This window comes from Pseudomonas sp. RGM2987, assembly GCF_022952855.1.
Classification (GTDB): domain Bacteria; phylum Pseudomonadota; class Gammaproteobacteria; order Pseudomonadales; family Pseudomonadaceae; genus Aquipseudomonas.
Map to the genome: position 1 here is coordinate 25,842 of NZ_JALJDX010000214.1, position 18,946 is coordinate 44,787.

Below are 18,946 nucleotides of genomic sequence, written 5' to 3' on the forward strand. Positions count from 1 at the left end.
TCGTTCTCTTATGAGTGTTGTGGCGCCAGACGGCGCTTAGGTTCGAACGGCAGAAATGAAGCTTTGGGTGCGCGGGTTTTGTGGACTTATTAGGATTTCTTCGGGGCTTCCAGCCTCCACGATCTGCCCGCCGTCCATGAACACCATGCGATTGGAAACCTCGCGGGCGAAGCCCAGTTCATGGGTGACGACGATCATGGTCATGCCGGTCTGCGCCAGATCGCGCATTACCGACAGCACCTCACCGACCAGTTCCGGGTCGAGTGCCGAAGTGGGTTCATCGAACAGCATCAGCTTGGGTCGCATGGCCAGGGCGCGGGCGATCGCCACCCGTTGCTGTTGGCCGCCCGACAGTTCGATCGGGTAGCTGTTGCGTTTGTCGGCCAGGCCGACCCGCGCCAGTAACTCCAATGCTTCTTCGTGTGCTTCCTTGGGCGAGCGCTTGAGCACCTGGCAGGGGCCTTCGATGATGTTTTGCAGCACTGTCATGTGCGGGAACAGGTTGAAGCGCTGGAACACCATGCCGGTGGCCAGGCGTTGCCGGGCGATCTGCGACTCGTTGAGCTCGTGGAGTTTGTTGCCGACCACGCGGTAACCCACCAGTTCGCCGTCGACCCACAGACCGCCCTTGTCGATCTTTTCCAGTTGGTTGACGCAGCGCAGCAAGGTGCTCTTGCCCGAGCCGGACGGCCCGATGATGCACAACACTTCTCCTTGCTCGACTTCGATATTGATGTCTTTGAGGGCGTGGTACTGGTCGTAGTATTTGTTCAGGCTCACGGCCTTGACGATGCTTCTCATGTCGCTTCCCTCACGAACGCTTGCCGGCGCCGCGAGCGAAACGACGCTCCAGACGACTTTGACCAAAGGACAGCACCGTGACCGCAGCCAGGTACCAGATACCCGCGACGATCAGCAACTCCATGACCCGGGCGTTGGCGTAGTAGATGTTCTGGGCGTTGTAGAGCAGTTCCGAATACTGGATGACGCTCGCCAGCGACGTCATCTTCACCATGCCGATGAACTCGTTACCCACCGGCGGAATAATGATCCGCATGGCTTGCGGCAGGATGATCCGGCGCAGGGCTTGCAGGCGCGGCATGCCGATGGACTTGGCGGCTTCGTACTGGCCAGTGTCCACGGACAGCAGGCCGGCGCGCACCACTTCGGCGGTGTAGGCGCCCTGGTTGATGCTCAAGCCGAGCAGGGCCGCCACGAACGGCGTCATCAGGCTCACAGTGTCTATTTCGAACAGACCGGGAATGCCGATGGTGGGGAAAATCAGCGCCAGGTTGAACCACAACAGCAGTTGCAAGATCAGCGGCGTACCGCGGAACAACCAGGTGTAGGTCAACGCCACGTAGCGCAGGACCGGGTTGGCCGACATGCGCATGATCGCGGTGATCACCCCGAACACGATCCCCAGCGCCATGGCCAGCACGGCCATGACGATGGTGTTGAACAAGCCCCACAGAATGGCCTGGGAGGTGAGGAACTGGCCGATGTATGACCATTCGATCTTGCCTTCGGCGAAGGCCCGCACCAGGCCCAGCAGCGCAACGACGATCACCGTGGCGAAGAAGATGCGCCCGTAATAGCGCCGTGGCACATGCTGGTACTGGGTTATGTCGAACTGGTTTTCCGCCAGTTTGCGCTCCGCCTGGAGTTGTTCTGCCTGGGTCTGGCTCATGTTGGTTCTCCGTACACTTTATTCGGGTCAAACACCTGGTCCTTGTGGGAGCGAGCTTGCTCGCGAAGGCGTCCGATCAGTCGCTACTCGATTGCCTGACCCACCGCTTTCGCGAGCAAGCCCGCTCCCACAGGAGTGTTTGATTCAGAGGCGGAACCCCTGGTAGTCCTCGGTCCACTCCTGCTGCGCGGCGAGGGCGGTTTTCAGGCGGCCGATCTGCTCACGCACCTGCTGCGGGGCGGTGCCGCCATGGCCACTGCGAGCGGCAATCGCTGCCTCCAGGGTCAGGCTTTCGCGCACTTCTGGCGTCAGGCGCGGGTCAATCTCGGCCAGCAGCGCCGGGGAGGCATCCCACAATTCAATGTCGTGTTGCTCACAGGCCTTGACCAGCGCACCGGTGATTTCGTGGGCTTCCTTGAACGGCACACCGCGCATGGCCAGCCAATCGGCGACCTCGGTGGCGAGGGTGAAGCCCAGCGGCGCCTGACGCCGCAGTTCCTCGACATTGACCTGCATGGTCGCAACCATTCCGGCCATTGCCGGCAGTACCAGTAGCAGCGTGTCGACGCTGTCCAGAACGCCGCTTTTGTCTTCGCTCAAGTCGCGGTTGTAGGACAGCGGCAGCGATTTGAGGGTGGACAACAGGCCGGTCAGGTTACCGATCAAGCGACCGGCCTTGCCGCGCGCCAGTTCGGCAATGTCCGGGTTCTTTTTCTGCGGCATGATCGAACTGCCGGTGGCGTAGGCATCGTCCAGCGTGACCCAGCGAAATTGCCGCGACGACCACAAGCAAAACTCTTCAGCGAGGCGGGAAATGTTGATCCCGAGCATGCTGGCGATGAACAGGAATTCGGCGACGTGGTCGCGGCTGGCGACGGCGTCGATGGAGTTCTCGCACACCCCGCTGTAGCCCATTTCCCTGGCCGAATGCTCGGGCTGGCGAGCGATGGCGGAACCGGCCATGGCTGCTGCGCCCAATGGCGACAGCGAGGTGCGCGCATCCCAATCCACCAGGCGTTGCACGTCGCGCAGCATCGCTTGGGCGTGGGCCAGCAGGTGATGAGCGAAGACAATCGGTTGCGCTTGCTGCAGGTGGGTGAAACCCGGGCAAATACTCTCGACGTGTTGTTCGGCCTGGGTCACCAGCGCTTGTTGCAAGGCCAGCACTTCGACGGCCAGGGTTCGGACGTGATCGCGCAGGAACAGGCGCAGGTCGTTGGCAGTCTGGTCGTTGCGCGAGCGCCCGGCACGCAGCTTGCCGCCGAGGGCGCCGAGACGCTCGGTCAGCAGGCGCTCGATGAAGGTATGGACGTCCTCGTCGTCCAGGGTCGGGGCGATGCTACCGGCAGCGAAGTCGGTACCGATCTGGTCCAGGGCGGCGAGCATGGTCCGGGTTTCTTCTTCGCTCAGCAGACCGGCGCGTTGCAGTTCCCCGGCATGGGCCTTGGACCCGGCGAGGTCGTAAGGGGTCAGGCGAAAATAGCGCTCAGGGCAACGCGACAGGGCCGCCAGTGCCTCGGACGGGCCGCTTTTGAAACGTGCACCCCAGAGTCGATCAGTGGTTTGAGACATTTTTTTTCCTTCTCGGTAAAGCGAACTTCAAGCGTTGTGCCTGGCCCGGAACTTTCGCCCCTGGACGGTGGAAATCCACCCGGCGTGGCTCGGCTTAGTTAGTCATCAAGGGCAGGGGACAAGCGCAGTTTGGAAGCGGAAAGGGCTGATCAAAGTGTCAGCTTTTAATGTCGAAAAATCAGTGAGTTGGCACTTGGGTGCGAAAAATATTAACGGTTGCCAAGCTTGGTTTTCTGTGATCATTATTATTAGCCAGCGTTGTTTTTGTTGTTGGGCACAGAGTGTTGAATAGGGCGCCAGAGGTAAATAAGCATTATGGAAACCCCACTTTCCAATTCCGGAAACCCGCCGCCTAAACCGCCTCACCGGGCTCCGCTGGCGCTCAGCGGCCTGGACTTCAAACTGCTCAAAGTCTTCAAGGCAGTGGTCGAGGCCGGAGGTTTCAGCGCTGCGCAGAACGAGCTGAACGTGGGATTGGCGGCGATCAGCAAACAGATCTCCGATTTGGAGATCCGGATTGGCATGCGCTTGTGTACCCGAGGCCGCGAGGGGTTTCACCTGACCGAAGAAGGCAAGTTGGTGTATCAGGCATCCATTGATCTTTTTGCCTCGGTCGACAACTTTCGAGACCGGCTTAGTTCGGCTCAGAATGAACTTGTCGGCGACCTTGGGGTGGGAGTGATTGACAATACTATTTCCGACCCTGACTCACCGTTAGTTTCAGCCCTTAGACGAATAAACGAAGAATCGCCAAAAGTAAGGCTGCAACTTCAAGCGTCGCAGTTGGATGAAGTGGAGCGTGGGGTGGTAGAGGGCCGACTAGTGGCCGGGATCGTCCCGGTTTACCAACAGCGGGAGGAATTTGACTACTACGCTTTGTACCAGGAGCGCTCGCTGGTTTATTGCGCGCAGGGGCATCCGTTATTCGATGTGCCAGAGACGCAGATCAATAGCGAGATGCTCAAGGAATATGAATGCGTCAACCATCGCTATGCGATTCACCGAGATAAACAGAATTTCGCCCGTTACGACAGCTTTTCTGCCTCGGCGACCCAGGTGGAAGCAGTTGCGCTGCTGGTCAAGACGGGCCGTTTCGTAGGCTTTTTACCGCAACACTACGCCGCCGCAATGGTGGAGCAGGGCCTTATGCGCGCTGTACGTCCGGACTTGATTAGTATCGTCACGCCTTTCAACCTGATCTTGCGGCACAACACGGTTCGCAGCCCGCTGGTCAAGGCATTCGCCCAAGCGCTTGGGGTGGATTTGAAAGCGTCACAATGAAGTTCACAATGGCGTTCCCGGCGTGCAACTTCAACTCTGGCAATGGAGCAGTTAACGGCGAACTTCGGGGCGTTCCACCAGTGCCGCGAAGATCATTGCGCCCAATAAGTGCAATGTCTGCCATCAAGAATCGGTCGCTGGATAATCGGCCAGCGCTAGGGCACCTCGAAATTCTCATAATCCAGGGAGATCGAGTCGCTCTGCGGATAGCTGACGTACACCATCTCCCCGTAGTTGCTGGCCACCAATACGTAGGGCCACTTGCCGTTTGCCTTTCGCAATTGCTCGTACAAAGGTAGGAAGAAGTCTTTGGTCTGACCTTGTGGATCGTACGGGACTTCGCCCTGGAAGATCGGATAACGTCCACCATTACACAACTGCACCCGTTCCAGCTTGATGCCGTTTTTCTCTAGCACGGTGCGGGCAGGGTGCTGCCAGGTGGCCAGGTCGACATCCCTGCAATCGGTGGTCTTTTGGGTGTAGAGCTCAGTGTCCGGAAGGGCTGGGTACGCCATGGCCTGGCCGGTAAGGAACAACAACGCCAGGGAAAGAAGACGCGGCATGGTGGTAGTCCAGATAAAGGGGAGGACGATTGTAAGGGCTTTTCATCCCGATCCAAGAGGCTCGAGATGTTTGCGGGCGAACTGTCCCTTCCCACTGATATGGATTTGCGATGGCATCAAATGGAGCGCTGATTCACTCTGGAAGACAACTGCTCGGCCGTTTCCTTGCGCTCCGAGTAGCGGTCCACCAGATATTCCTGACGATCACGCAGTAACAGTGTGAACTTCATGAGTTCCTCCATCACATCTACCAATCGGTCGTAATACGCTGATGGCTTCATGCGGCCTGATTCATCAAACTCGGTAAACGCCTTGGCCACCGAAGACTGGTTCGGGATGGTGAACATTCGCATCCATCGGCCCAGACCCCGTAGCTGATTGACCACGTTGAACGATTGCGAACCGCCGCATACTTGCATCACGGCAAGGGTCTTGCCCTGCGTAGGCCGTATGGCGCCCAGCGCCAGCGGAACCCAGTCGATCTGGGCCTTGAATACCGCGCTCATGGAGCCGTGTCGCTCAGGAGAGCACCACACTTGTCCCTCCGACCATTGCATCAATTCGCGCAGTTCTTGAACCTTGGGGTGGGTGTCAGGAGCGTCGTCCGGCAGCGGTAAGCCCGAAGGATCGAATATTTTCGTTTCCGCCCCAAATTCTTCCAACAGACGCGCTGCTTCCTGGGTGACCAGACGGCTGAAAGAGCGTTCTCGTGTCGATCCATACAGCAGAAGAATTCGCGGCTTATGGAGGCGCGGGGTGGACGGGTTCAGTTGCTCCAAGGTGGGGATGTCAATCAAACCGACCTGTACGTTGGGCAATGTGTCTTGCATACAAACTCCTTCAGCCATGCCATGCAGGGCTTTGCTTGATGCTTCAAAGCGTACCGATACGATTCAGCTCAGCTTGAAGTTGGTCGGTGCTCATCGTCTTGAGAGGCAAGGCGAAGAATGCGCTCAAGCGCTGCCGGATTTTAGCGAGGGTAGTCTCGAACGCCGCAGTAATGTCGGCCTCGGATCCGGTTGCTTCTGATGGATCGACCAAGCCCCAATGCGCCTTCAGGGCAGGTCCGAAAAACACTGGACAGGCCTCACCGGCCGCCCGATCGCAGACGGTAATGACGATGTCCGGTGGTGCGTCTTGAAAAGTGTCTGAAGCCTTGCTACTCAAGTTAGCCGTGGAAATACCTGCCGCCGCCAGCGTTTGCAAGGCGCGTACGTTGACACGTCCACTGGGAAAGCTTCCCGAGCTGCCTGCCTCCAAGCCTTGCGGTGCCAAATGATTGAACATCGCCTCGCAAAGGATGCTGCGACAGCTGTTGTGGGTGCACATGAACAGGACTTTCATTGGGGGATTCCTTGGTCTGCAAGCTGAGGCCAAATGCCAGGGCGCGTAGGTCGGCGGGAGAATAGGCAGCTCCAGCAATGAGAATGGCTGTACGCCCGGTTCATGACCAGGGCTGCACATACGGAAAAATGAATATACGATTTCCCGTATATTCAGTAAAGCGAATAGGAAGTCTCCCTGCCTCCTGGTATTGCGCGAACCAGGCCTGCTGCCCAAGCGCAAACACGCCAATCGCTCTGAACCCCCGCGTCGCAAACCCCTCAAAACACTCGTTCAATGGCAGAATCTATCTCCTTTATCCTTTCGGAGGCCGCAATGCTTCGTGTGTTTGAACGAAGACTCGACCCTTTCCCGCCCGATGAAGCACCGCCGCCACCGGTTGGCCTGGCGCGGTTCTTGTGGGCCTGCACCCGAGGCGCTCGCGGTTATATCCTCGCGCTGGCGCTGCTCAGTGCCGCCGTGTCGATTTATGAGGCCTGGTTGTTTTCGTTCCTGGGACAGGTGGTCGACCTGCTCGCAGCTTGGCAGACAGGCGGTGAGGCGCAAGGCGCGCAAGAGCGTCGGGTACTGTGGGGGATCGGCATCGTGCTGCTCACCAGCATCGGGTTGGTGGCACTGCGCACCATGGTGCAGCACCAGATCCTGGCGATCAATCTGCCGCTGCGGCTGCGCTGGGATTTCCACCGGCTGATGCTGCGACAAAGCCTTTCGTTCTTTTCCGATGAGTTTTCTGGCCGGGTCACGACCAAGGTGATGCAGACGGCCTTGGCTGTGCGCGAAGTCCTGTTTACCGTCATCGAAATCGCCCCCGGGATCGGCGTTTACTTCATCGCGATCATCGCCCTGGCCGGTGGCTTCGCCCTCAAACTGATACTGCCGTTCATAGCCTGGGTCGCCTTGTTCGGGCTGGCGATGCTCTATTTCGTGCCGCGCCTCGGGCAGGTAGGGCAGGAACAGGCCAACGCGCGGTCGTCGATGACCGGACGTATCTCGGACGCCTACACCAACATCACCACCGTGAAGCTGTTCTCCCACTCCAAACGCGAAGCGCACTTCGCCCGTGCTGCGATGGAGGATTTCAAGCAGACGGGTTTTCGCCAGATGCGCCTGGTCAGCCAGTTCGAGATTGTTAACCAGGCGCTGGTGGTGGCGCTGATCATCGGCGCAGGCGGCTACGCGCTGTGGCTATGGCACCTGGGAGAAGTCGGTACGGGTGCGGTGGCGGCGATTACCGCGATGGCGTTGCGGATCAACGGCATGTCCCATTGGATCATGTGGCAGATGACGTCGCTGTTCGAGAACATCGGCACCGTGCAGGATGGCATGGATACCTTGACCCGAGGGCCGAAAGTCCAGGATGCGCCGAACGCCGGCGTACTGGTGCCCACTGGCGGCGCGGTCACGTTCGACAACGTGAGCTTCAACTACAACGGCGAACGCCAGGTGCTCGATGGGTTGAGCCTGCACATCCGAGCAGGGGAAAAAATCGGCCTGGTGGGTCGCTCCGGTGCCGGCAAGTCCACGCTGATCAATCTGCTGCTGCGCTTCTACGATGTAGACAGCGGTGAGATTCGCATCGACGGGCAGAACATCGCCCGCGTTACCCAGGACAGCCTGCGCAGTGCCATCGGCATGGTCACTCAGGACACTTCGCTGCTGCACCGCTCCATTCGCGACAACATCGCCTACGGTCGCCCGGACGCGACCGACGCGGACATCCGCACGGCTGCGGCCAACGCCCAGGCCGACGGGTTCATCAGCCAATTGAGCGACCGCCAGGGCCATAGCGGCTACGACACGCTGGTCGGTGAGCGCGGCATCAAGCTTTCGGGCGGCCAGCGCCAACGTATCGCCATCGCCCGGGTGATGCTCAAGAACGCCCCGATCCTGTTGCTTGACGAGGCCACCAGCGCCCTGGACTCGGAGGTTGAAGTGGCGATCCAGGAAAGCCTCGATGAGATGATGCAGGGCAAGACGGTCATCGCCATTGCCCATCGGCTGTCAACCATCGCCGCCATGGACCGACTCATCGTCATGGATGAAGGACGGATCATCGAGCAGGGAACCCACGCTGAACTGCTGGCGAAAAACGGTACCTATGCGCGGCTGTGGCAGCATCAGAGTGGTGGGTTCCTGGGAGAGGATCGCGGAGTGGTTGAGGCGGTGGAGTAGGGATGGACAGGCGCTGGCATGGTTGCTAACGTATTAAAAGGTAATACCTTTGAATATTGAGAGGCTAACATGGCGACGTCGATTAAGATCGATGAGGACCTGAAATACCGCATTCAGCAGCTAGCGAATGCCCGGCAACGTTCGGCCCACTGGATCATGCGCGAAGCCCTCTCTCAGTATGTAGTGCGGGAGGAGGCGAGAGAAAACTTCAAGCAAGAGGCGCTGGCCTCCTGGAAGGCCTATCAAGAGTCAGGTCAGCACCTGACCGGGGCCGAGACCCGAGACTGGCTTAGAACCTGGGGAACCGAGGACGAGTCGGAGCTTCCTAAGTGCCACGACTGATTGTCACCGCAGGTGCGGGGCAAGGGTTGGAGCGTTGCCGCCGTTTCTTGTTGGAAAAAGATCCGCAAGTGACGCGTAGGGCTGCTCAAACTATCGAGCAGCAGTTGCTGCGCTTGGAGGCTGATCCTCAAATAGGTCGGCCCTATATAGAGTTACCTGAATTGCGTGAGCTGGTCATTGCTTTTGGTGACGCGGGCTATGTCGCGCTTTATCGTTATGTTCCGGCAGAAGAAGCCGTGTACTTGTTGGCGTTCCGACATCAGAGGGAGGCGGGTTACTGATAGATCAGGAACTCATTTTCTCAAACACTTTTTCCGGAGGATTTCTACCTGCCGACTTGGTGTTCCAGCCATCAATAGATGGGCGGGCGATTCAAGAAAGTGATGATTTAGCCCACCCGCTGTATCTGCTCCAGTATCTGGCTGTCGGTGATGTTCATGTCATCCTGCAGCAAAAACATCTTGCTCAGCACTTCGGCCATTTTCCGGTCGGTGTCGGCGAACGGCAGGTAGAACTCGCTGGGGCTGCCGCCAGCAGGCACGATGCACAGGTAGTTGCCGGGTTCGATGTGGATGGCCGCGCTGCCCAGGTGAATGCGGTAGTTCGCTCGCTGGCCGGTAACGTGCAGAAAATGCCCTTCGCATCTGACGTTTTTCAGCCCCATTCCCTGAATCAACTCGCCAACCAGCTCTGCGCGGCGTTGCAGGGTTTCGTTGCTGGTGCTGTAGCCGTCTGCGGCATGGGCCACAGAGACCAGCAGGTCGGCGTCGCGCATGACTTCCGAGAACAGCAGCGGCGGCACCTCATCCAGAGGCAGGGCTTTGCGGTCGCGGTAGAACGCAATCGTGTCGAAGGTGAAGTGTTCTGTTTCCGACAGGTAATGGCCGGTATCCAGGAAGTTGAACATGGCGTAAATGCCATGCTCCTTGCTCTCGTAATAGACGTCCTCGACGCTTGAGGTCGACCAGTTGCGGACCTGCAGCAACCGGGCGGCGATCTTGCCCTTCAGGCGGTGGCCGACAAATCGATTGGACCACAGGCGCGTATCGCGCTCGGCAGGCGTCAGTAGGTACAGCTCGCGAAAGGCCTGCTTGAACGGCTGCACGCGGCGTTGGCTGACCACTTCTTTCTGCCAGGCTGAAAGCTGGCCTGCCGTGAACAGGTGAAAAGGGTGGGCAATGCGCAGGTTTTTTTCGATGGCGTGCCGGCGGCCCTCAAGGTCGGTCACGGTCAGCGTTGCGCTATCGAGCCAGCCCAGGGCCGCGTCGTCGGTCTGCACGATCAGTTGTTCCAGCAGCAGGCGAACCGCGGGCATCTTCAACAGCGGTTCAAGGGCATCCAGCGCCAGGGTTTCGCCGCTGCTCATCATCGCTTCCAGGGTCCGGCAGAAGCGCGCAATCTGCTCCTTGAGCTGAGCCTGCTGCGCTTTCAGGGCGACGAAGGCTGGGCTTTTGCGAATCGCCGGTGGCGCGGTCTTGAGCGTCTTTGCGGCTTTGCTGATGTGCAGCGCTGGCGACAAGCCGTCGATCACCAGCGTGACGTCGTAGCCATCGATGGTCGCCGTCGTCAGGGCGGATTCGGCGATCTGCGATTCCATGGCCCATTCCAGGCGTATCGCCGAGGGATAGCCGGCGACCCGCGCCAGGTTTTCCAGCCCGGCCTGCACCGCCGCCTGGGAGTTGGCCTGGCGTTGCGCGCCGTACTTGCGCACCTCCTTGTGCAGTTTCTTGAGCATCAGATAGCGCTGGCGGACGTCGTCCGCATCCTTGACGGGCAGTACACCATAAATGCGCATGGCCGCCTGTGCGTGGCGGGCCAGCTTCTTTTCCAGCGCCGGCCGGCCGATGCCCTGGTAGGCGTCGAGCAGTGCACGCGTCTCGGGGAACGCCCACTGCGAGGGTTTGAGTGCGGCGAGGTATTCACGCAGGTGTTGCGGGTCGGCCTCGGCCAGCGCCTTGTCCAATAGGTAGCGGTCCACCACACCCACGGTTTCATCCAGCGTATTGGGCAGGTCACTGCCCCGACCGGACCGGGGTGCGAGGGCAATGTTCAAGTATTCCCGCTGGAAGGCTTGCAGGTCACTCCAGCCGAGGGCATCGAGTACCACTCGGCTGGCGTCGCCGGCGTACGGCAGGGCAGTCAGCAGGGTATCTCTGGAAAATCCGGTCAGTGCGGCGAGCAGCTCTGCCGATTGGCTCTTGGGCAATTGCTGAAGCAGCAGGAAGCGTTCGAGCACCGCGGGGCAATCACCGAAGTCGGCGATGAAAGTCTCCGGCGTCATGCCCAGTCGCTCGATGGCCGCCAGGGCCAGCAGCACCCAGCGGGTCTGATAGACCTCTACCGACCGGAAGGTGTCCGCCAGCTTCGCGGCGTTATCGGGCAGTCCAGCCAGGGCGTCCTCGGCATAACGGACGGTGAAATTCACCAGTTCAGGAGGTGTGTCGGCCGGTTCTTCAGTAAGGGCCTCTTCGCTTTGGGGCTGCTCCTCCTCGAGGCCTTCGTCGTCAAGGTCTTCGTCGTCTGAATCATCCTCGTCGAACGCTTCATCGGCATACCGATTCAGGTCCACATCATCACTGTCGAGGCCGGCGTCGTCGGCGTAGAACATCATGGCGCGGCCCCAGGTATTGGCCGCCCGAACGAAGCGAGGGTAATCGAGGCGGCCCGCTTCCAGCAGGCCCAGGGCGATCCGCCTGATGTCCTGGTGCACGTAGATATACGCATCGGCCACCTTCCTTTGCCCTTCTTCAGGCGAGGACGGGGGCTGCACTCGGTTCCAGCTGCCGTCCAGCAACCATTCGGCGAAGGTCTGCCAGGCCGGGGTAGCCGGGTAGTTGCTCAGGCGGTTGATACAAGCCGGGATGTCGGGGAAGGCCCACGCGTGTACCGGACTTCGTCGATAGTAGGCGGGACTGTCGTCGTCAGTGGGCAGTGGATAGTCGCTGTCCTCGAAGGCAAATTGCAGCATGTGCTGCAATCGCGCGCAGATTTGCTCCAGCGCATAGGCATCCGGGTGAGCCGTGATCCACGCATCGCAGAGGCGATATTGCAGGCCGTAGCGCTGCTGATCGCGGCGGTCTTCCAGGTCGTCCCAGACGATCGGGAACACAAAGCCGTCCGCCAATGCCCTGGCGCCTTCCTCTGGATGCTGCCTGAACCAGTCATCGGCGATGCGCAGAAAGTCGATGCCGTCCCAGAAATCGTGCTCGTATTCCTCATACCCGCTGAGCTCGGGATAGGTGTCCAGGGCTCTGTCACAGAATGCTCGCAGTGCCGCGAGGCGTGTGGCTTGTTCAGGCACGGGAAGGCGTTTTTGCATGGAGGGATTCCGAAGAGAAATGAACGGCGAGGGTCAACCGCCAATCAGCGGCATCAGCCGGATAAACGCAAGCGTGGACGGGGGACTCAATTCGATGATGTCATCCAGGTTCTGCAGCATGACGCCGTTGTGCAGAACGCGGAATGCACGGGTTTCAAAGCCTTTCAGGGCTCGTTCGCATTCAACGCCGACATCCAGTTCTGGGGCGGCGCTGGCCTGCGGCATGACGATTGCACCTTCGCTGGCTTGCTGACGAATGTCCCGCTCGCTCAGGTACTGGCGATCAAGCACCTCGCGCACAGATACCTGTTCCAGCCAGTGCTGCACCGAGAGGGCGGCGATCTGCTCGGCAACGGTGAGGCGAATGAGCTCGGCGACCGTCAGCGTCGATGAGGTCGGTGCCACGGTGACAGGGGGAAGCAAAGGCTCCTGGCGCGCGCCTTTGAGGCAATAACTATGAACCACCAATTCCATAGGGCATTCCTCGCAAGCCAGACGAGCCGGGGGGAAGGGTAGCGTAACATCGTCCCATATGCCCCGGCTCTTATAACTCGCCCAGTCGAGAGAACTGGTTCACAGGTCGACCGGCAAGTCCATCAGCCCGTAATGTCTTTACCGAAGATGCCGCGGGCGATCACCAGCTTCTGGATCTCATTGGTGCCCTCATAAATTTCGGCGATCTTGCAGTCACGGTAGATTTCTTCCACACGGTAGTGAGACCCGTCTGCCGCGAGTTCACGCATGAAGCCATAGCCACCGAAGATTTGTACGGCGTCGCGGGCGAACTCACCGGCAAGATTGGTCCCGTACCATTTGGCCATGGCCGCTTCCGGATCGGCGAAGGCGTGGCCTTCATCCATGCGCAGCGCTGCCTTGAGGTAGAGATTGCGGGCGTTCTCGATTTCAGTGGCACGCTCGGCGATTTTGAACTGCCAATGCTGGAACTGAGCGATGACCTTGCCAAACGCCCGGCGGCTCTTGAGTCGTTCCACGCTCAGATCGAAAAGGGCCTGGGCCATGCCGGTTCCGCTCGCGGCAATTCCAACGCGCCCGTAGGTCAGTGTTTGCAGGGCGATCTTGAGCCCTTGGCCCGGCTCTGCGACGACGTTTTCCAGTGGAACCTCGACGTTATCGAAGTAGATGTCCGCCGTCAGTTGGCCATGGTTGCCCATCTTCTTGTCGGGCTCACCCACACGTACGCCCGGCCAATCCAATTCGACGACCAATTCGGTCATGCGCCCTGCATCCACACAGAGCACTACGACAAAATCAGCGACGGGGGCGTTGGAGATGAAGCGCTTGCGGCCATTGATGACATAGCCGGTTTCGGTCCGCCTGGCATGGGTGCTCATGGCGTTAACGCTCAAGTCGGTACTGGCGTCGGGTTCGGTCGTGGCAAAGCTGCCGATCTTCTCACCCTTGAGCAATGGAGTGAGATAACGCTCCCTGATTGAATCCGAGCCGTGTTTCAGCGCGTTACCCGCCAGGATGCAATGCACATCGACAATGGCCGCGACTGAGTTCGAATGGTAAGCCAGCTCCTCGATCATCACAGCGGTGGCCGTGCAGGGGTACTGGAGTCCACGGCCGCCAACCTCGGCCGCAAAGGGAATGGCGAACAAACCTGCCTGTGCCATCTTGGCGAACAGCTCGCGCGGAAAAGCACCCACGGACTCTTCGGTGTGGCCAATGGCATACGCCGCCGGTGCGACATGTTCATCGGCGAAGCGCCGGACTTCCCGGCGGATGGCAAGGATTTCCTCCGGTGTAGCGAGGTCGTGATAGAGCGTGTCCTGATACCGCGCAATGGTTGTTTGAGTCATGGTTTGTCGTCCGCAATCCGAAAAAATGATGTGCCGAGAACTCTAGAGAGACGGTTGGGATGCGGTAATAGGCAATAACGACTGTAAATATGCGAATATCGCCAAACTTTCCTGGAACGATACCGCCATGCCTACCGTTGCGATTCTCGGATTTGACGACTCATATGCTTCCGTCATTGGCGGCTTTGCCGACATGCTTCAGGTCGCCAATGCGCATATGTCCAAGCAGGGCATGCCGTCGGCCGGGCTGTTTGAGTGGCATTTCTTATCGCAGAGTGGGTTGGCGGTCCGCACAAGCAACGGGCTTGAGCTTTCGATGCGGCCCTTGCCCCGTGATCGGATTTACGACCTGGTCTTGATTCCCAGCCTGCATTACCGGGGCTGGCGGCTTTTCTGCCAGTTTCTTGATAGCCAGATTGTGGTTCGCAAGTGGCTGATCAAGCAGTGGGAGCAGGGTGCGTGGCTTTGCGCCAATTGCACGGGCACGTTCTTGCTCGCGGACACAGGGTTGCTTGACGGCCGTATCGCAACCACCACATGGTGGCTGGAGGAGCACTTTCGCGAGCGATTCCCGAAGGTCGACCTACAGATGCGCCCTTTGGTCACTGAGGCCGAGCGGCTGGTGTGTGGCGGTGCACATGCGACCTTTCTGTTGCAGTCGGTGCATGTGCTCAAGCAGTTTGCGGGCAAGGCCATAGCGATGCAGTGTGCCCGCAGCATGCTGATCGATCTGACCCAGACGACCCAGACACCCTTGCAACCGCTGATCGCCGACAGCACCCACAACGACCCTTTGATCCAAAGGGCGCAGAAGTGGTTGCAGGATCATCTCGCTGAACCGATACGCATGAAGGACCTGGCGACGCAACTGGCCGTGAGTGAACGTACTCTGATACGCCGTTTCAACAAGGCGCTCGAGCAGTCGCCGCTGACCTATCTGCAGAACTTGCGCATCGATACGGCGCGGGCATTACTCGAAGCAGGGGACCTGAGCACCGAGCGAATTGCTCAGTACGTAGGCTATAGCGACCTCAGTTCGTTTACCCGATTGTTTCGCGAGCGCGTGGGCTTCACCCCGGGGGCTTATCGAGCCAGATTTCAATTGCCCAACGCCGATCTTGATTTGCGCCATTGACCCGTCTATAAGCCACAGCGGACTTGTATTCGGTTCTGACTCACGGAGAGAGATTGCTTGAAAAGGAAGCTGTTATTCATTGTTTTGCCAGCAATATTATCGTTCGCTCAAATAGCGCCATCCATCGCGGACAACGCGAATGGAAAGAACCTGTACCAACAGCGATGTGCGATGTGCCACGGCGCAGACATCAAGGGAACAGGACCGTTGGCCCATAAAAGCACTCCTCCTGCTCCTGACCTTACAAGCGCCGCCTTCAAAAAACGCCTGAGTGATTATCCCGGCGTTATTGTCTCGTCGATCATTCTTCGACCCAATGGAGATTTGATCCCCAAAACCCTGAAAGAGAACGGCGTGAAGCTGGAGCCTTACGCTTGGAGGGTTCAGGATTTTCGCGATCTGAATCAGTACATGAACGGCGTCATTTTTAAGAAATGAGCAGTGGTACAAGGCCGATCTGGCGAAAACAAGAATAACCAAGAGTGTTCTGAACAGCCCCTTCGTTGTCAGCCAGGATCAACATCACCTAAAGCCCCCTTGATCAAGGAGGCAAATGCGCTGATTGCTACTTCCTGGCGATATCGCCCCCGTGCCAACGCCCCTGCAAGTGCTTCACCGGCACCCACCAGGCCGGTACAGCGGCTTTCCAACTCAGCCACAGGCAAGGTCGCGTGAGGCTTGAGCACGCTGACAAACATCTGCACACAGTGATCCAGCAGCTCCTGGAAAACTGCCGCTTTCTCCTCACTTCCCGCCAAGGCCGCGCCGACTGCAAAGAACTCATCGGTGTGGTCCGCTGCACATTCAATGTAGGTGCTGGCCAGTAGCTGGGCGGTTTCTTCCAGGTTCCGGGCAGTTCCGGTCATCGCGTCACGGAAGGCATTGACCCGTTCGGTATCGATCCACCGGTAAAGCTCGATCAACAGGACCGACCGGGTCTCGAAATGGTCGTAGACCACCGGTTTGGACACACCGGCGCGAACAGCCAGATGGCCGAGGGTCAGGCGGTCAGCGCCTTCCTCGCGCACGATCAGTAATGCCGTATCGAGTAGCTGGCTGCGTCGTTCGGCTTTCGAGAGTCGGCGCGTCGGGGTAAGGGGTTCGGGAGTTTTAGGCATTTCGTCGCTCCAGCCCGATAAACCTACCATCGGTAGGTTTATCGGGTGTATGTTGATTGTCACCTACCAAGAGTAGGTTAATTCCCCTCAAGGAGAACACACTTATGTCTGTTAATCCTATCTTGTTCATGGGCGGCACTGGCGCCATCGCCCATCACAGCGCCCGGGCGCTGCGGGCGGGCTACCCCGACGTACCGTTGCTGATCGGCGGCCGCGACCTCGCCAAGGCCCAACGCGTCGCCGAGCAAATCGGCGGGGCGCAGGGCGTGCTGGTGGACACCTCTGCCAACGACCTCGGACTCGGCGATCGCCCAGTCAGCGGCGTGGTGGTGTTTTACATGGACCATGCCCTCGCAGGGCTGCGCTTCGCCCAGATGCGGGGCGTGCCGCATCTGAGCATATCCTCCGGGATTTTTGAGATCGCCCCGGAAATCGCGACCTTCATGCACCAGCCAAATGCGGCGCCTATCGTCCTCGGATACGAATGGATGGCTGGCGCGACCACCGTGGCGACGCTGAATATCGCCAAGGCCTATTCTCGGGTACGCGACATCAAGATCGGCGCGCTGATCGATGAACAGGACACCGGGGGACCGACTGTTGCCAGCGACTTTGAACATCTGAACAAAATGCTCCCCGCTGCCATGACCCGCCGCGACGGGGTGTACATCTGGCGTGAAGGAGAGGGCGCCAAGGCCACTTTTCGTGCAGTGGACGGCAGGGAGATCGAAGCCAGCGGCTTTTCCTCCATAGACGTCGTCGGGCTGGCGGCAGCCACGGGTGCGGCTGACGTGCAGTTCAACATGGCTATCGGGACCAGCTCCAGCCGTCGCCGGGGCGAGCCCATGTCCACTGAAATCATCATCGAGCTGGCGGGTGAGGGCAAAAATGGCGAAGCGTTGCGCACACGCCACGCGGTGGTTCATCCCGCCGGCACCGCGCCGCTGACCGGCCTCAGCGTCGCGATGATCCTGGAGCGGTTGCTCGGGTTGGACGAGCGTGCGCCTACTGCGCCGGGGCTTTATTTTCCTTATCAATTGCTGGACGACGTCGCGTATCTGGAGCGTCTTGAACGGGAAGGGGGAGCGCTGCGCGAGTTGCCAGTGTAGACGGCATTACTTCGACTTCGGTGCTCTCCTGGGCGGATCTCTTAGCCGCCCTTTTTCGTAACTGGCTATCTAAGGTATTTGAAGGCATGGATGTGGGTCTTGAGTGATGGCCTTTTGATTTCAATCGATTCCCGTTAGAATCCACACCCCTCTCTGTGAGCGGCCTGTAGAAACTACGCAAGGAAGTCGATATGCAATTTGGAAAAGCCTTGGGCCTCGCCTTGGCCTTGAGCCTCAGTGGTTGCGCCAGTTTCACCAAAGATGAAGTAGCCCCCGTGAACCTGCCTTCAATGGCCAGTTACTCGAACAAGCCGAACGTCTATGTCGACTTCGATTTCTATCAGGGCGACCCCGACAATGCCAAGGCTACCGAGGTGCCGCAGGCTCGAGATATGCTCAAGCCGGACCTGAAGCGAGCCTTCGACGAATCAGGGCTTTTTGGGCGCGTGGTGTTCGACGAGTTCCAGAAGCAACCGGGCGACTACAACCTTCGGTTGAAAGTCTATAACCATGCACCAGGTGGTGGGCAAATGGTCATGGCATTCATCAGTGGCCTTACTTTCACGATTATTCCGGCGCTGGGAACCGACCAGTACACTATGAGCCTGGAAACCCTGGACGAGCATGGTCAGCCGTTGAGCAAGAACAGCAACCATGATGCGATCAACACGTGGATCGGCATCTGGTTCCTGCCGCTGGCCGGTAATACGCCCAAGGCTGCCGTCACCGATACTTTCAACCGGCAGGTCAATGCGCTGTTGAAGAACTGGGTCGACAACAACCGCATGAAATACTCCGCTATCGACGCCCGCATTCCTCGGGGCTGACAGCCGATAAAAAAAGAGCCGCAATCGCGGCTCTTTTTTTTTTGATCACTTCAACGCCTGAGTGAACTGCGGGTCGCTGTACAGGCTCTTGAGCAGGTCCAGTACCATCGGGTTGTAGTTGTTTGCGGCAGCCGGAATGGCGATCGGGCCGAAGAAGCTACTGTCCCATTCACGCTGCACGTCTTTAGTGCTCTCGTACAGGACCTGGTCACCTTTACGCAGCGTGAATCGTGCTGCCAGTTCGCCATGGCCGGTGCCCATGCCTGCGGTGAGCTGGCTCTTGACCAATTGAACCTGCAGCTGGCGGTCGGCACGAGGGTCCAACAAACCGGCCTGACGCAGCTCATCGTTGATCGCAGCCTGGATGTGTAGCGGCACACTGCCCGCAGGTGACGAAATCGGGTTCAGGCGCACCATCAACGATCCTTGACCTGAATCCGCATCCACCTGCGCTTCACGCAGAGCCTGCATCGGCGCGTTTTGCTTGAGCTGCTGGACGTTTTGGTAACTTGGTTCATAGCGGGTCATGGTCACGCCGCAGCCTTGTAGCAGCAATGCGCAGAACGGTAGAGCCAGGTAGAGCTTCTTCACAGCAAATCCTTATGTGCTTTTTTGAAGGGCGTGATTATCGATAGATAGCGTTAAGCCATC

Annotated in this window: 19 protein-coding genes; 8 read left to right on the forward strand and 11 right to left on the reverse strand. The window is 58.9% G+C overall.

The window, feature by feature from the left end; translation table 11 throughout:
* Positions 1-36: 36 nt before the first annotated feature.
* From RGM2987_RS20715 to argH, 3 genes are all read right to left on the reverse strand, one after another.
* The gene (locus RGM2987_RS20715; RefSeq protein ID WP_127647236.1) at positions 37-801 is read right to left on the reverse strand and encodes an amino acid ABC transporter ATP-binding protein; all 765 of its coding nucleotides are present in this window, start codon (positions 799-801) and stop codon (positions 37-39) included.
* A gap of 10 nt (positions 802-811) precedes the next feature.
* On the reverse strand, positions 812-1,690 hold the full coding sequence (locus RGM2987_RS20720; RefSeq protein WP_245144690.1) for an amino acid ABC transporter permease: 879 nt from the start codon (positions 1,688-1,690) through the stop codon (positions 812-814).
* A gap of 144 nt (positions 1,691-1,834) precedes the next feature.
* Positions 1,835-3,262 (reverse strand): argininosuccinate lyase, encoded by a 1,428-nt coding sequence (gene argH, locus RGM2987_RS20725; protein WP_245144691.1) that lies wholly within the window; start codon positions 3,260-3,262, stop codon positions 1,835-1,837.
* A 315-nt stretch (positions 3,263-3,577) separates the two neighbouring features.
* Between argH and RGM2987_RS20730 the strand changes: the two genes are divergently transcribed.
* On the forward strand, positions 3,578-4,543 hold the full coding sequence (locus tag RGM2987_RS20730) for a LysR family transcriptional regulator (protein ID WP_245144692.1): 966 nt from the start codon (positions 3,578-3,580) through the stop codon (positions 4,541-4,543).
* A 155-nt stretch (positions 4,544-4,698) separates the two neighbouring features.
* Here RGM2987_RS20730 and RGM2987_RS20735 read toward each other — a convergent pair whose 3' ends face one another.
* The 3 genes from RGM2987_RS20735 to RGM2987_RS20745 all read right to left on the reverse strand — a co-directional run bounded on the left by RGM2987_RS20735 (position 4,699) and on the right by RGM2987_RS20745 (position 6,450).
* Positions 4,699-5,106, reverse strand: a complete 408-nt coding sequence (locus tag RGM2987_RS20735) for a hypothetical protein (RefSeq protein WP_245144693.1) — start codon at positions 5,104-5,106, stop codon at positions 4,699-4,701.
* A 116-nt stretch (positions 5,107-5,222) separates the two neighbouring features.
* Positions 5,223-5,936 carry an arsenical resistance protein ArsH gene (gene arsH / locus RGM2987_RS20740; RefSeq protein WP_245144694.1) on the reverse strand — a complete coding sequence of 238 codons (714 nt, stop codon included), beginning with the start codon at positions 5,934-5,936 and terminating at the stop codon, positions 5,223-5,225.
* A 43-nt stretch (positions 5,937-5,979) separates the two neighbouring features.
* On the reverse strand, positions 5,980-6,450 hold the full coding sequence (locus RGM2987_RS20745; RefSeq protein WP_245144695.1) for an arsenate reductase ArsC: 471 nt from the start codon (positions 6,448-6,450) through the stop codon (positions 5,980-5,982).
* A gap of 315 nt (positions 6,451-6,765) precedes the next feature.
* Between RGM2987_RS20745 and RGM2987_RS20750 the strand changes: the two genes are divergently transcribed.
* The 3 genes from RGM2987_RS20750 to RGM2987_RS20760 all read left to right on the forward strand — a co-directional run bounded on the left by RGM2987_RS20750 (position 6,766) and on the right by RGM2987_RS20760 (position 9,245).
* Complete coding sequence (locus tag RGM2987_RS20750) at positions 6,766-8,622, forward strand: ABC transporter ATP-binding protein (RefSeq protein WP_245144696.1); 1,857 nt, start codon at positions 6,766-6,768, stop codon at positions 8,620-8,622.
* Between the two features lie 69 nt (positions 8,623-8,691).
* A complete protein-coding gene (locus RGM2987_RS20755) occupies positions 8,692-8,964 on the forward strand; it encodes a CopG family ribbon-helix-helix protein (protein ID WP_245144697.1) in 273 nt (90 codons plus the stop codon).
* The gene (locus RGM2987_RS20760; protein ID WP_348529648.1) at positions 8,952-9,245 is read left to right on the forward strand and encodes a type II toxin-antitoxin system RelE/ParE family toxin; all 294 of its coding nucleotides are present in this window, start codon (positions 8,952-8,954) and stop codon (positions 9,243-9,245) included. Before RGM2987_RS20755 ends, RGM2987_RS20760 begins: the two co-directional genes overlap by 13 nt.
* A gap of 107 nt (positions 9,246-9,352) precedes the next feature.
* Here the strand turns inward: RGM2987_RS20760 and RGM2987_RS20765 are convergent, their stop codons facing one another.
* The 3 genes from RGM2987_RS20765 to RGM2987_RS20775 all read right to left on the reverse strand — a co-directional run bounded on the left by RGM2987_RS20765 (position 9,353) and on the right by RGM2987_RS20775 (position 14,106).
* Positions 9,353-12,283 (reverse strand): DUF4132 domain-containing protein, encoded by a 2,931-nt coding sequence (locus tag RGM2987_RS20765; RefSeq protein ID WP_245144698.1) that lies wholly within the window; start codon positions 12,281-12,283, stop codon positions 9,353-9,355.
* Positions 12,284-12,316: 33 nt separating this feature from the next.
* The gene (locus RGM2987_RS20770) at positions 12,317-12,757 is read right to left on the reverse strand and encodes a hypothetical protein (protein ID WP_245144699.1); all 441 of its coding nucleotides are present in this window, start codon (positions 12,755-12,757) and stop codon (positions 12,317-12,319) included.
* A gap of 122 nt (positions 12,758-12,879) precedes the next feature.
* On the reverse strand, positions 12,880-14,106 hold the full coding sequence (locus RGM2987_RS20775) for an acyl-CoA dehydrogenase family protein (protein ID WP_245144700.1): 1,227 nt from the start codon (positions 14,104-14,106) through the stop codon (positions 12,880-12,882).
* Between the two features lie 127 nt (positions 14,107-14,233).
* Here RGM2987_RS20775 and RGM2987_RS20780 point away from each other — a divergent pair, with 127 nt between their 5' ends.
* Positions 14,234-15,241: a helix-turn-helix domain-containing protein gene (locus tag RGM2987_RS20780; protein ID WP_245144701.1), complete on the forward strand. Its 1,008-nt coding sequence runs from the start codon at positions 14,234-14,236 to the stop codon at positions 15,239-15,241.
* Between the two features lie 57 nt (positions 15,242-15,298).
* Positions 15,299-15,679: a c-type cytochrome gene (locus RGM2987_RS20785; protein ID WP_245144702.1), complete on the forward strand. Its 381-nt coding sequence runs from the start codon at positions 15,299-15,301 to the stop codon at positions 15,677-15,679.
* A gap of 68 nt (positions 15,680-15,747) precedes the next feature.
* Here the strand turns inward: RGM2987_RS20785 and RGM2987_RS20790 are convergent, their stop codons facing one another.
* On the reverse strand, positions 15,748-16,359 hold the full coding sequence (locus RGM2987_RS20790; protein ID WP_245144703.1) for a TetR/AcrR family transcriptional regulator: 612 nt from the start codon (positions 16,357-16,359) through the stop codon (positions 15,748-15,750).
* A gap of 104 nt (positions 16,360-16,463) precedes the next feature.
* Between RGM2987_RS20790 and RGM2987_RS20795 the strand changes: the two genes are divergently transcribed.
* Together RGM2987_RS20795 and RGM2987_RS20800 are read left to right on the forward strand one after the other, a co-directional pair.
* Positions 16,464-17,468 carry an NAD(P)-dependent oxidoreductase gene (locus RGM2987_RS20795; RefSeq protein WP_245144704.1) on the forward strand — a complete coding sequence of 335 codons (1,005 nt, stop codon included), beginning with the start codon at positions 16,464-16,466 and terminating at the stop codon, positions 17,466-17,468.
* 191 nt (positions 17,469-17,659) lie between these two features.
* Complete coding sequence (locus RGM2987_RS20800; protein ID WP_245144705.1) at positions 17,660-18,295, forward strand: hypothetical protein; 636 nt, start codon at positions 17,660-17,662, stop codon at positions 18,293-18,295.
* A gap of 45 nt (positions 18,296-18,340) precedes the next feature.
* Here the strand turns inward: RGM2987_RS20800 and RGM2987_RS20805 are convergent, their stop codons facing one another.
* Positions 18,341-18,886, reverse strand: coding sequence for a hypothetical protein (locus tag RGM2987_RS20805; RefSeq protein ID WP_245144706.1), 546 nt, complete (start codon positions 18,884-18,886; stop codon positions 18,341-18,343).
* Positions 18,887-18,946 lie beyond the last annotated feature (60 nt).